The 12,903-nt window shown below is 57.5% G+C and carries 7 protein-coding genes and 7 pseudogenes; 5 read left to right on the forward strand and 9 right to left on the reverse strand.

What is annotated here, in order from left to right:
- Window positions 1–35 precede the first annotated feature (35 nt).
- From N7E01_RS10570 to rpe, 8 genes and pseudogenes are all read right to left on the reverse strand, one after another.
- Window positions 36–760, reverse strand: a pseudogene (locus N7E01_RS10570) (uracil-DNA glycosylase).
- A gap of 7 nt (window positions 761–767) precedes the next feature.
- Entirely contained in the window at window positions 768–1,244 is a 477-nt protein-coding gene (locus tag N7E01_RS10575) for an HIT family protein (RefSeq protein ID WP_289172863.1), read from the reverse strand.
- Window positions 1,244–2,032 (reverse strand): indole-3-glycerol phosphate synthase TrpC, encoded by a 789-nt coding sequence (gene trpC, locus N7E01_RS10580; RefSeq protein ID WP_289172864.1) that lies wholly within the window; start codon window positions 2,030–2,032, stop codon window positions 1,244–1,246. Before trpC ends, N7E01_RS10575 begins: the two co-directional genes overlap by 1 nt.
- Window positions 2,029–3,061 (reverse strand): annotated as a pseudogene (trpD, locus tag N7E01_RS10585) (anthranilate phosphoribosyltransferase). Before trpD ends, trpC begins: the two are co-directional and overlap by 4 nt.
- A 15-nt stretch (window positions 3,062–3,076) precedes the next feature.
- Window positions 3,077–3,639 (reverse strand): annotated as a pseudogene (locus N7E01_RS10590) (anthranilate synthase component II).
- 23 nt (window positions 3,640–3,662) lie between these two features.
- On the reverse strand, window positions 3,663–5,183 hold the full coding sequence (trpE, locus tag N7E01_RS10595; protein WP_289172866.1) for an anthranilate synthase component I: 1,521 nt from the start codon (window positions 5,181–5,183) through the stop codon (window positions 3,663–3,665).
- A 234-nt stretch (window positions 5,184–5,417) separates the two neighbouring features.
- Complete coding sequence (locus N7E01_RS10600; RefSeq protein ID WP_289172867.1) at window positions 5,418–6,104, reverse strand: phosphoglycolate phosphatase; 687 nt, start codon at window positions 6,102–6,104, stop codon at window positions 5,418–5,420.
- Window positions 6,101–6,798 (reverse strand): annotated as a pseudogene (rpe, locus tag N7E01_RS10605) (ribulose-phosphate 3-epimerase). Before rpe ends, N7E01_RS10600 begins: the two are co-directional and overlap by 4 nt.
- Before the next feature lie 90 nt (window positions 6,799–6,888).
- Here rpe and apaG point away from each other — a divergent pair.
- The 4 genes and pseudogenes from apaG to N7E01_RS10625 all read left to right on the forward strand — a co-directional run bounded on the left by apaG (window position 6,889) and on the right by N7E01_RS10625 (window position 10,749).
- A pseudogene (gene apaG, locus N7E01_RS10610) lies at window positions 6,889–7,262 on the forward strand (Co2+/Mg2+ efflux protein ApaG).
- Window positions 7,263–7,423: 161 nt separating this feature from the next.
- Complete coding sequence (mltA, locus tag N7E01_RS10615) at window positions 7,424–8,581, forward strand: murein transglycosylase A (RefSeq protein ID WP_289172868.1); 1,158 nt, start codon at window positions 7,424–7,426, stop codon at window positions 8,579–8,581.
- Window positions 8,578–9,747 carry an FAD-dependent monooxygenase gene (locus N7E01_RS10620; protein ID WP_289172869.1) on the forward strand — a complete coding sequence of 390 codons (1,170 nt, stop codon included), beginning with the start codon at window positions 8,578–8,580 and terminating at the stop codon, window positions 9,745–9,747. Before mltA ends, N7E01_RS10620 begins: the two co-directional genes overlap by 4 nt.
- An 81-nt stretch (window positions 9,748–9,828) precedes the next feature.
- Window positions 9,829–10,749: a DsbC family protein gene (locus N7E01_RS10625; RefSeq protein ID WP_289172870.1), complete on the forward strand. Its 921-nt coding sequence runs from the start codon at window positions 9,829–9,831 to the stop codon at window positions 10,747–10,749.
- Window positions 10,750–10,842: 93 nt separating this feature from the next.
- Here the strand turns inward: N7E01_RS10625 and N7E01_RS10630 are convergent.
- Window positions 10,843–11,807: pseudogene (locus N7E01_RS10630) on the reverse strand (LysR family transcriptional regulator).
- A gap of 106 nt (window positions 11,808–11,913) precedes the next feature.
- Here N7E01_RS10630 and N7E01_RS10635 point away from each other — a divergent pair.
- Window positions 11,914–12,898 (forward strand): annotated as a pseudogene (locus tag N7E01_RS10635) (2Fe-2S iron-sulfur cluster-binding protein).
- The last annotated feature ends 5 nt before the right edge of the window (window positions 12,899–12,903 follow it).

A 12,903-nucleotide genomic window follows, 5' to 3' on the forward strand; every position in this document is an offset into this window, starting at 1 on the left:
CTTGTTTTGCCGGTGTGGGTCCGTGCGAAGCCTTGCTACGACCAGTCGATAGCTGCGGCGCCATGATTCAGCAACCAGCGGTTGGCGTCAGCAAAATGATTGCACCCCAGAAACGGTATGGGTGGCCGTCGCGCCGACAGGGGTGAAGGGTGGTTGGCACGCAACACCAGGGTGTTGTCGTTGGTCGGAATCAGGGCTTGTTTTTGCTGTGCATGGTTGCCCCATAACATGAACACCTTGGGCTGGGGGCTGCAGGCGATGTGCTCAATCAGTGCATCGGTAACGGTTTCCCAGCCTCGACGGGCATGCGATGCCGGTTGTCCGCTTTCCACTGTCAACACGGTGTTCAACAGCAAAACGCCCTGTCTTGCCCAGCGCTCCAGGTTGTTGGACTGTACGGTGAGTTGATCGGGAAATTCGCGAGCGATCTCGCTGAATATATTGCGCAGGCTGGGTGGGCAGGGGCAATGGTCTGGAACGCTGAACGCCAAGCCATGTGCCTGGCCAGGGCCGTGGTAGGGGTCTTGTCCCAGAATAATGACGCGCACGGCTTCAGGGGCAGGTCGGACAACGCCCTGAACGGGTGGGCCGGGAAAATAACGGCTCCTTCATCCAGTCGCTGTGTCAGATACAGGTCGAGTTCTTGAAGGGCCGTTTGTACGTCGCTGCGCTGCAAGGCAGTTTGCCAGTGCCCTGGCAGGTTCACTGCGTCGCTCAGCAGGTTGCCCCGGAATGCGTTGTCAGGCAAAGTGGTCGTCATGGCAAGGTCAGGGTGCCGGTGCCCGAGGTGTTTCTGGTAGTGTTGCCAGGGCCTCGCGAAGGGCAGCGTGGTAACCCGGCAGCGCCAGTTCAGTTTGGCTGCGCTGCTGTGCCCAGGCGTCGGCCTGCCGGGGCGACGGGTCGCGTCTGGACGCCCAGATCGCATCCGGAAAGCGGGTGTCATTGGTCCAGCGAGGTATGACATGCCAGTGCAGGTGCGGCACTATATTGCCAAACTGGGCCAGATTGACCTTGGTCGGTGCTAGGTGTTGGCGCATGACCGACTCAACCGCCCACACCGCCGTCATAACGTAGTGGCGCTGTGGCTCGGTAAGGTCAGTCATTTCACGCACATGGTCATGCCAGATCACCCGGGTCAGCCCCGGAAACTCGGGCTCGTTGGCATCAATGACTCGCAATTGCGAGTTGCTCCAGAGTTCTGCCTGAACATCGCGGGTACACAACGGGCAATCTGCACTACGCATCAGAAAAACAGCTCTTTCAAGGCAAGACCCGGGTCTTCGGCACGCATGAACCGTTCGCCCACCAGGAAGGCGTTGACGTTGTGCGAGCGCATCAGGTCGACGTCTTCTTTGGCAAGAATGGCGCTTTCGGTAACCACCAGTTTATCGTTTGGAATCAGGGGCAGCATATCGATGGTGTTTTGCAAGGACACTTCGAAGGTGCGCAGGTTGCGGTTGTTTATCCCCAGCAGGCGTGTTTTCATTTGCAGGGCAACGTCCAGTTCGTCGCGGTCATGTACTTCGACCAGAACGTCCATCCCCAACTCCATGGCCAGTGCTTCCATTTCGTGCAGCTGGTTCGGGCTGAGCGCCGCAACAATCAACAGAATGCAGTCGGCCCCTATGGCCCGGGCATGGGCGATCTGGTAGGGGTCGATCATGAAATCCTTGCGCAGAACCGGCAGGGCGCAGGCGGCACGCGCCTGGCGCAGGTAATCGTATGAACCCTGGAAAAACTGCACATCGGTTAGTACCGACAGGCAGGCCGCGCCATGTGCGGCATACGATGCGGCGATCTCGGCCGGGTTGAAGTTTTCGCGGATCACGCCTTTGGACGGTGATGCTTTCTTGATTTCGGCAATGACGGCCGGCTTGCCTTGCTGAATCTTGTCTTCGATAGCCTTCATGAAGCCACGCAAGTCCGTGCGGCTTTGCGCCTCACGCAAGACCTCGGCCTCGCTGCGCATCTGGCGGGCAGTGGAAACTTCGGCTTTTTTGGTATCGAGTATTTTTTGAAGAATGTCACTCATGACTGGAATTTCCGTGTGTATGCGCTGAATGTGTTGAGTTTTTCAAGGGCAGCGCCGTTGGCAATAAGTTCAAAGGCCGTGCGCACAGCGTCTTGCAGGGTGCTGGCACGGTTACCGGCATAAATAGCCAGACCGGCATTGAAGCCAACAATATCACGAGCGGCACCTTCAATATTGCTGAGAGCCTCTTTGATCATGGCGGCCGACTCGTCGCGGTTGTTGACCTTGATCGAGCGATTGGAGGTCATGGTGATGCCGAAGTCTTCTGGGTGGATTTCATATTCATTGACCTCGCCGTCCTTGAGCTCGCCAATCAATGTGGGGGCGCCCAACGACGCTTCATCCATGCCGTCTTTGCCGTGGATGACCAGTACATGTTTTGAGCCCAGGCGCTGAAGTACGCGGACCTGGATACCAACCAGATCGGGGTGGAAGACGCCCATTAACTGGTTGCCGGCGCCGGCAGGATTGGTCAATGGGCCCAGGATATTGAAAATGGTCTTGACACCCAGCTCTTTGCGAATGGACGCGACATTTTTCATGGCGCCGTGATGGGCGGGAGCAAACATAAAACCAATATTGGTCTCGGCGATGCACTCTGCAATTTGCCCGGGTGTCAGGGCAATGTTGATGCCCAAAGCCTCGGCCACATCAGCGCTGCCTGACGACGACGATGCGCTGCGGTTGCCGTGCTTGGCCACCTTGACACCAGCAGCTGCCGCTACAAACATTGCCGCCGTTGAGATATTGAAGGTATGGCTGCCGTCTCCACCGGTGCCCGCCATGTCAAGCAGGTCATCCGGGTAGGGGTCTCAACTTTCAGGGCGAATTCGCGCATCACCTGGGCTGCTGCCGTGATTTCACCGATGGTTTCTTTTTGACGCGCAGCCCCATGATCAGTGCTGTTGCAATTTGGGGCGACATTTCGCCGCGCATCAGCATACGCATCAGGTGCAGCATTTCGTCGTGGAAAATTTCGCGGTGTTCGATGCAGCGGGTCAGCGCATCCTGGATGGAGATGTTTTTCATTGGATATCCTGTTTTTTACATTGTAAGAAATTGACGAAGCAAGGCGTGACCTTGTTCGCTGAGAATGGATTCGGGGTGAAACTGTACGCCCTCAATGGGCAGGGTTTTATGACGAACGGCCATGATTTCGCCATCGGGGGTACGAGCACTTACCTCAAGGCAGTCGGGCAGGCTGTCGTTTTCGATGGCCAACGAGTGGTAGCGAGTGACCGTAAATTCCGCGGGTAGACCCTGGAAGACGCCTTTGCCATCATGAGTGATGGTTGAGGTTTTGCCATGCATCAGGGTTTTGGCCCTGACGATGTTGCCGCCAAAGGCCGCACCGATGGCCTGATGCCCCAGGCAAACGCCCAGAATTGGCTTGCGCCCGGCGAAGTGCTGGATCAGCGGGATTGAAATGCCGGCCTCAGCGGGCGAGCAGGGCCCTGGGAAATGCAGATCCGGTCGGGGTTGAGGGCCTCAATGGCGTCGATCGTGGTTTGGTCATTGCGCAGCACAACGACCTCTTCGCCCAGTTCACCGAAATAATGCACCAGGTTATAAGTAAATGAATCGTAGTTATCGAGCATCAGCAGCATGGTTGTCTCCGGGCGTTTTTGGGTCAGACAGGTTCGTCAAGGCCGAACTGGACTTTTTCTGCCGCGCGAATCACGGCACGGGCTTTGGCTTCGGTTTCCTGCCATTCTTTTTCAGGGTCCGAGTCGGCCACAATGCCGGCTGCAGCCTGAACGTAAAGCATCCCGTCTTTGATGACACCGGTGCGGATGGCAATAGCTACATCCATTTCACCGCTGTAGCTGATGTAGCCGGCGGCTCCGCCGTAAATGCCCCGGCGTACGGGCTCCAGTTCGTCAATGATTTCCATGGCCCTGACTTTGGGTGCGCCGGTCAGGGTTCCGGCCGGGAAGGCTGCGCGCAACACGTCCATGTTGCTCAGCCCGGGCTTCAGGGTGCCGCTGACATTCGATACCAGGTGCTGAACATGCGAATAGCGTTCGATAGCCATGGTTTCGGTGACCTTGACGCTGCCGGTTTCGGCGATGCGCCCCACATCGTTGCGCGCCAGGTCAATCAGCATGACATGTTCGGCCCGCTCTTTCGGGTCGGCTTGCAGTTCTTCTGCCAGTTGGCGGTCTTCCTGCGGGGTTGCGCCCCGGCGTCGGGTTCCGGCAAGGGGGCGAATCGTTACAACAGGTGTGGTCTTGCCTTGGTCCTCAACACTTTCCTGGCGAACCAGAATCTCGGGCGACGATCCGACGACGTGGAAACTGTCAAAGTCCCAGTAGTACATGTAGGGTGAGGGGTTCAGCGAACGCAAGGCACGGTACAGCGACAAGGGCGAGTCACGGAACGGTTTGGAAATGACCTGGCCAATCTGGACTTGCATGACATCACCGGCGGCAATGTAGTCTTTGGCCCGCGCCACTGCGCTCAGGTAGTCTTCTTTTGCAAAACTTCGATGGCAGTCAGTTTGCAGGCTGGCGTAGGCGTACGGGATAGTCACCGGTGTACGCAGTTTTTCACGCAGCGTTTTCAGGCGGCGCTGTGCCTGAACATAGCTTTCGGGTTGGGTCGTGTCGGCATAAACCAGCAGATAGGTTTTGCCCGCCAAGTTGTCGACAATCACCAGTTCATCGATATGCAGCAGCATCAGGTCGGGCGTGCCTTTGCCCTGGCCTTCCGGGAAGGGTTTAACGGCAGGCCCCAGCTTTGATTCGATATGCCGTACCGTGTCATAGCCGAAGTAACCGGCCAGCCCACCGGCAAAGCGCGGCATGCCGGGTCGCAGGGCAACCTTGAAGCGGGCCTGGTACTGCTCAATGAAGTCCAGCGGGTCGCCCTCGATGGTTTCGACCACTTTGCCGTATTGCAGCACTTCGGTGGTGCGGCCTGTTGAGCGGATGACTGTTTTGGCCGGAAGACCAATGAATGAATAGCGACCGAAACGTTCGCCACCCACGACCGATTCAAGCAGGCAGCTGTTGCGACCGCCGTCCGGGCCGTTATAGGCAAGCTTCAGGTAAATGCCAAGGGGTGTGTCGAGGTCGGCATAGGTTTCCGCGATCAGCGGAATCCGGTTGTAGCCTTGAGCGGCCAGTGCGTTGAATTCGATTTCGGTCATGAGAGTCTCGGTGGTGGGTTAAACACGCGCCGGACCCAACAAAAAGCCCGGCTACGCAGAGCGTTCCGGGCTGGATACTTTGGCTGGTGGTGCAAAGGCAAACGACACTTTGGCACCAGGAGACGATAGACCGCTACCCGGAACACGAACGCCACCAGCGCCAATAGGCGCCGTGTGACATGTTGCGGATAACGGTTGAGTTCATTGTTTGGTTCTTGCCTGCAGGCGCACGGCTTAAAGTGCGCCAATTTGTATTTTCGGGCGGGTTACCCATAGGGCAGCCGCACAGACCGTTTCAACTATACCATCGACTTTCAGGTTTTGCACGTCCTGCCCTTCGTTATACCCGTAGGGTACAGCCAGCATGGTGATGCCCGCGGCTTCGGCGGCAATGGCGTCGTTGGCCGAGTCCCCCACCATGACAACCTGACCGGGTTCAACCTGCAGCAGATCGCAGGCATGGAGCAGTGGCATCGGGTGGGGTTTTTTCAGTGCAGGTATCCCCGCACACAATATGTTCAAAAAATTGACCAGGCCACAGGCCGTCAGCAGCGGACGGGTGAACTCGGACGGTTTGTTGGTAACTATGGCCATCGGGATACCCGCCTCGCGCAGATGGGTCAGACCTTCAAGCACACCGGCATAAACCGCCGATTTTGCCCCGTTCACCATGCTGTAGTGGCGCTTGAATATCGCAAGCCCTTGGGCAATGTGTTGATCGTCAGGTTCTTGATCGACATGAACCGACAAGGCGCGTTTGACCAAGGTTTCTGCGCCCTTTCCGACATAGGTGGCAATGACATCCAGCGGCAGCTGGGGCAGGCCCATTTCAACCCGCATGGCATTGGTGGCGTCGGCCAGGTCCGGAATGGAATTGATCAGGGTTCCGTCCAGGTCCATCAAGACTGCGGTGTAGGTCATGCGCGGGCCTCTTCACCCCGGGTAATCTCTGCGCGCATCGCGTCGATAATCTTCCGGTAATCGGGTTGGCCAAAAATGGCAGAGCCGGCTACAAATGTGTCAGCCCCTGCGGCACGAATGTCGGCAATGTTGTTCACCTTGACTCCGCCGTCCACTTCCAGATAAATGGACTGCCCCCATTGTTTTGCCAGGCGTCTATTTTCTGGCGTGCCTCGGCCAGTTTGGTCAGGGTGTTGGCAATGAAGCTTTGTCCGCCAAAGCCTGGGTTGACCGACATCAGCAAAATGATGTCCAGCTTGTCCATGACGTAGTCCATCCATTGCAGTGATGTGGCCGGGTTGAAGACAAGCCCGGCCTTGCAACCATGGTCCCGGATCAGGGACAGCGTGCGGTCCGGGTGACGCGAGGCTTCAGGGTGGAATGTGATGATGTCGGCCCCGGCTTTGGCGAATTGCGGGATAATGTCGTCAACCGGTTCGACCATCAGGTGGACATCAATCGGGGCTGTCGTGTGGGGGCGTATGGCCTCACAGACCATGGGGCCGATTGTCAGGTTGGGAACATAATGGTTGTCCATGACATCAAAATGGATCCAGTCTGCGCCGGCATCGACGACATTGCGCACTTCTTCGCCCAAGCGGGCAAAATCAGCCGACAGCAGGCTGGGTGCGATACGGGTGGTGGTTGTAGGCATGATTTTTTTAACCTTCTGGTGGTTCCGGATCATTCTCCGGCAAACATATGACATTATTGCAGGCGCACACGTTGTCTCACGGAATTTCCCATGAAGCCTTATGACCTGAGCATTTCCGTTACACCGCAATATCTGGCTGAGCAGTCTGACCCCGATAAAAACCGCTTCGTGTTTGCCTACACCGTTCGTATTACCAATAACGGCCAGCATGCGGCCCAGGTGATCAGCCGCCACTGGGTGATTACCGATGCGCGCCAGAACGTGCAGGAAGTCAGGGGTTAGGTGTTGTGGGCCAGCAACCCCTGCTTGCACCGGGTGCAAGCTTTGAATACACCAGCGGTTGTCCGTTACCTACACCATTCGGCACCATGAAAGGCTCATACCATTGCGTTGGCGATAATGGCATTCCTTTCGAAGCTGACATTCCCGAGTTCGTCCTGGCCATGCCGCGTACACTGCATTGAAATTGTACTGGCCGTTGCTTACTTTTAGCTGACCATGAAAAAACGTTTCCTCCCTTTGCTGTTGGTGCTGCTGGCTGCCTGCAGCACGCTTCCCCGAGGCTCCCGTCGTCCCGGCTCCCGGAACAGAGCCGGTTCCCGATATTGCATCCCGTCCGTTGCAGGTGCCCGATCTGTCTGTTTTGCGTGAAACCCAGGTGCGCCCGTTGTCGGGCCGGTTTCAGTCAGTGACCTGGGCTGCGCTGCCGGGCTGGGCTGATGATGATCTGGCTTCAGTCTGGAAAGGGCTGGTCAATAATTGCAAGGGTTTGATGCGGCCAGTATCCGGTTCCCTGGCCCTTCCCGCCCGGGCGGCACCGCGCGCCTGGCATGGTGTTTGTCTGCAGGTTCAGCAAGCCGGTGTGCCTGAAACCGCCCAGCCCGATACCCAATGGGTGCGTGAGTTCATCCAGACGCATTTGCAACCCTGGCGTTTGCTTGACGGCAGTGGCCAGCTTGCCCGCAATACCGTTACGGGGTACTACGAACCGATGATCCGCGCGTCACGCGCCCGCGGTGGCGAGTATCAATGGCCGTTGTATGCGGCTCCCGACGACCTGCTGACCATTGATCTCGGGGCGGTTTACCCCGAACTCGCGGGCAAACGTGTTCGTGGCAAGCTCGAAGGCAAGCGGGTTGTGCCTTACGATACCCGGGCCCAGATCGTGTCGGGCGCCAGGCAGCCGCCGGTCATTGTCTGGGCACAAGATCCGGTTGAGGCGTTTTTCCTGCAAATTCAAGGCTCCGGGCGTGCCGTCTTGCCCAATGGCGAAACGATCCGTCTGGCCTACGCCGATCACAACGGTCGCCCGTATGCATCCATCGGTCGATGGTTGGCCGACAAGGGTGAAATGCCTCTGGCGCAAACGTCCATGCAAAACATCAAGGCCTGGGCCCAGCGTAATCCGGCACGTATTCAGGAAATGCTCAACGCCAATCCTGCCATGGTGTTTTTCCGTGAGGAAGCCATTCCAGACGTCGAGCTTGGGCCCAAAGGCGCCTATGGTATTCCACTGATTGGCGGGCGGGCGGTTGCCATTGATCCTGCGTTTGTACCGTTGGGTAGCCTGGTGTATCTATCCACAACCTTGCCGGCCTCGCAGCAGCCGTTGCGCCGCCTGATGTTCGCTCAAGACACCGGCGCTGCCATCAAGGGCGCGGCGCGCACCGACTTTTATTGGGGAACCGGTGAGGCCGCTGGAAATCAGGCCGGTCGCATGAAGCAAACCGGTGAAATGTGGGTGCTGTGGCCGAAGCAGGCCGGTGCGCCATCAGCCCGATGAGTCGCGAATCTGTCGTCGTATGCGGGGCGGGGCTGGTGGGGCTGGCCAGCGCACTTGCGTTGGCACGGGCCGGCTTCGATACTACCCTGGTGGGGCCTGTTCGCGACTTGCCTGTGCCGGTCCCCGGCAAGTTTGGTGCACGGGTCTATGCCATTTCGCCGGCCAGCCAGCGGTTTTTGTCAGATCTGGGTGTCTGGGACATGCTCGATCCGGCCCGTATTACGCCGGTCGAAGCCATGCAGGTCTATGGCGATGCGAGTGGTCATGTACACCTGAATGCCTGGCAGGCTGCGCAAACAACGCTAACCTGGATACTCGAATCCGATGAGATCGAGCGCGTGTTGCGCCAGGCCGTCCGATTGTTTCGTGTGAACTGGTGCCCCGATCATTTCCATCAATCGAGTTCAGGCCGTGTGGTGACGTCATCCGGTCAAACCCTGCCGGCTGGTCTGGTGATCGGGGCCGATGGTGCCCGTTCACCCGTTCGCGAATCCGCCGGTATACGCCATCATTCGCGTCCCTACGGTCACTCTGGTGTCGTCACTCACCTTACGGTGCAGCGACCCCATCAAGGTACAGCGTTCCAGTGGTTTACGTCCGATGGGGTCATCGCTTTTTTACCCATGCCCGACACGCCCGAGGGGCATCAGGTTTCGCTGGTTTGGTCCATGCCGCAAGAGCAGGCCGAGGCCCTGATGGCCAAAGCGCCCGATGATCAGGCGCTTTGGCTCGAATCTCACCTGGCACCGGTATGCAGTGGTTTTTTCGGTGATGTCCACGTACGTAGTTCCGTGTTTTCGTTTCCGCTGTTCGTTGAGCACAGCGATATGGTTGCGCCGGGCATTGCCCTGGTGGGCGATGCGGCGCATCGTGTTCATCCGCTTGCCGGTCAAGGCCTGAACCTTGGGCTGGGCGATGTTCAGGAACTCTTGCGGGTACTGGCGTCTAAAGAAGCATATCGTGATGTAGGTGACATGCGCGTATTGTCGCGCTATCGCCGAGCCCGGGCCGAGCCCGTGCTGGCCATGCGCGCAGTCACCGATGGGCTGCACCGTCTTTTTGCCATTCAATCGCCTCCGGTCATGCTGGCGCGCAATCTAGGCATGACTCTGGTTGATCGTTTGCCGTTTCTGAAGCGGCGTCTTATTGACGGGGCGTCACGCTAGCGTGTCATGGGGGCAGTATTCAAAGGCGGGTGCCTTCTCTTTTAAAAGCCCTTGTGTGTTCAGTTTATTTTCGGAGTCATCATGTCATTTGTTTTTCGTCGTCGGGTCGCTATGCTGGCCCTGGCCGTTTCAGGGGCCGTGGCCGGTCTGGCGCATGCGCAGGCCGTGCCGGGGGCTGCCCCTGCAGTGGCCGAGAGTGCATCAGCAGGCCAGGATGCTGCAGGGCTCGCTTCTCCGGGTGTCGCGGTACCTGCTCCCCAGGGTGATTCCGCGTCAGCCTCATCCGGCCCTTCAGCGTCCGGCGAGTCGTCGCTGGCGCAGGTCGCCCTGGCTGTGCCGAAAGCCTCTGTTGCTCAAGTCAAAGGGCGTTTTGAAACCCGTTTTCCCGGCATTGAAATCGCCGCCGTGCGCGAGACCCCATTTCCTGGGCTTTTCGAGGTTCAGGTCGGCATGGATTTGCTCTACAGTGACGCTGATGTCAGTTATGTGATGCAGGGGTCCCTTATTGATGCCCAGTCTCGTGTTGATCTGACTTCGGCACGTCTGGTCGAACTGTCTCAGGTGCCTTTCGATCAGTTGCCTCTGGACAAGGCCATCAAGCAGGTCAAGGGGAATGGCGAGCGTGTACTGGTGGCGTTTGAGGATCCGAATTGCGGCTATTGCAAGCGTTTGCACGAAACCCTGAACGAAGTTGATAACGTGACGGTCTACACCTTGCTGTACCCGATCTTGTCCCCCGACTCCAAAGACAAGTCGCGTAACATCTGGTGTGCTCCCGACCGCGTTGCGGCCTGGCGCAACTGGATGCTTGATGGGGTTGTGCCACCCGAGGCTCAGTGTGAAACGCCTATTGAAGACATCGCCGCTTTGGGTCGTCAAATGACCATTCGGGGTACACCAGCCCTGTTCTTTGCCGATGGCTCGAGGGTCAATGGTGCCATGCCTTTGACGGCGCTGGTTGAAAAGCTGGACTCGGTCCATCAGGCCTTGGCCAAGAAATAAAACCGGGCCTTGGGCCAATTCAATACAACTCAAAAACACGACCCGCTCCATTGATTTATTCGTGAACTCCAGGTGATCTCTGAACGTCTGGGGTCACGGCTGATGGTGGTATCCGGTTTCTGTTTGCGCAGCGTCTTCGGGTGCTGCCCTGATCCCTTCAGAGAACAGGTTGAAAATCAGTTTTCGCAGCCACTGATTTCCGGGTTCTTTATGGAATTTGGCATGCCAGAACAGATTGATGCCGAATTTCGGCAAGGGCAGGGGTGGTTTACGTAGGTCAGGTTAAACGGCTCGGCATATTGGCGAGCGTACAGCTCGGGTACGCTCGCAATCAGGTCGGTTGTGGCAATAATGTGGCCCACGCCAACAAAGTGCGGCACCATCAAGCGTACCTTGCGTTTGGCGGCATAACTGTTGTCGATGATTTCATCGATTTTTGTGTGTCCGGTTCCCGCTGACACGACTTGTACATGCTCATGTTCAAAAAAATGGTCTTTCGAAACTGCTTCCCCGTCCAGCGGGTGTCCGCGGCGCATCAGGCAGACGTGCTTTTGCATGAACAGGCGTTGCTGGAAAAAACCTGTTTTCAGTTGCGGTAGCAGGCCGATGGCCAGGTCAACATGGCCAGCCTCAAGTTCATCGCCCAGACTGTCGTGCGAGTTTCGCACCGTGTTTATGGTAATGCCGGGCGCGACAGACTTCAGTGCGTGCATCAATTCTGGCAGCATGGTGATTTCGCCCAGGTCGGTCATGGCCACCACGAACTTGCGCTGGCTGGTAGCCGGGGCGAACGATGCACGCTGGTTCAGGGTTTCGTGCAAGGTGCTCAGGGCATAGGAAATTGGCTCGGCCAGCAGCGCGGCATACGGCGTTGGCTCCATGCCTTTCGAGGTGCGGATAAACAGCTCATCACCTGTGAGGGTACGCAGTCGCTTCAGCGCATTGCTGACTGCGGGTTGCGTCAGAGTGAGTTTCGCAGCGGCACCGGAAACACTGCGTTCGGTCAGCAGGTAGTTAAAGACCACCAGCAGGTTCAGGTCGATATCTTTCAGATCCATTATTCATAAAATTTATAGATTTAATTCACAGTATTCTATAGGTTAATTAAGGCTCGCTCGCTATACTCCATTTACATTACAGAATTCGAAAACAGCGAGACGAATCATGGAGTTGTCTATCCAGCCTTTGGGCCGGACTTTGTCTGCCGAGCCCGGCGCCAACCTGCTTGAAGTGCTTCAGGCCAACCAGATTCCGGTGTCATACAGTTGTATGGCGGGGCGGTGTGGTACCTGTCGCTGCAAAGTGCTCAAAGGCCAAGTGCTTGAGTCCGGCCTCGAAACCACGTTGACCAATCCGCATGCCGACAACTATGTTCTGGCTTGCATGAGTACACTGACCGAGCCCTGCACGATTGAAATTCCAGAACCTGATGAGGTCGTCACTCATCCGGCGCGCATTATCAAGGCCACCGTGGTGTCGGTTGACGATGCCACGCACGATATCAAACGCATTGTCATGAAGCCGGCCAAGCCGCTGGAGTTCTCGCCCGGCCAATACGCTACCCTGCAGTTCACACGCGACCATATCCGGCCCTATTCCATGGCCGGCCTGCATACCGATGAACACCTTGAGTTTCATGTGCGTCTGGTGCCCGAAGGGCGGGTCAGCGGTTACATCGCCGAGACGCTCAAGCCCGGTGACAGCGTCAGGGTTACGGGTCCTTTGGGTACGGCGTATTTGCGCCGCAAGCATGAAGGGCCGATATTGTGCATTGCAGGGGGTACGGGCCTGGCGCCTGTGCTGTCGATCATTCGTGGTGCGCTCGAGGGGGCATGACGAATCCGGTTCATGTGTATTTCGGGGTTCGTTCCAAAGACGATGTGTATGGTCTTGAAGCGTTGCAGGCGCTGCAGGCCCGTTTCCCAATCTTGAGGTTCATGTGGTGGTCACGGTGGGCGAGGCCGCTCCGGGGCAGCGCAGCGGTTTGGTTACCGATGCCGTTGAGGCAGACTGGCCTTCACTGGACGGTTTCCGCGTTTATTTATGTGGTTCCCCACCGATGGTGGATGCCGCAACCCTTCTGGTAACTCGTAAAGGTGTGCCGGCAGACCATGTGTATGCCGACGCGTTTTATGCCAGTGCCAGCTGACCGAT

It is taken from the genome of Neopusillimonas aromaticivorans (assembly GCF_030344915.1).
GTDB classification, from domain to species: domain Bacteria; phylum Pseudomonadota; class Gammaproteobacteria; order Burkholderiales; family Burkholderiaceae_B; genus Neopusillimonas; species Neopusillimonas aromaticivorans.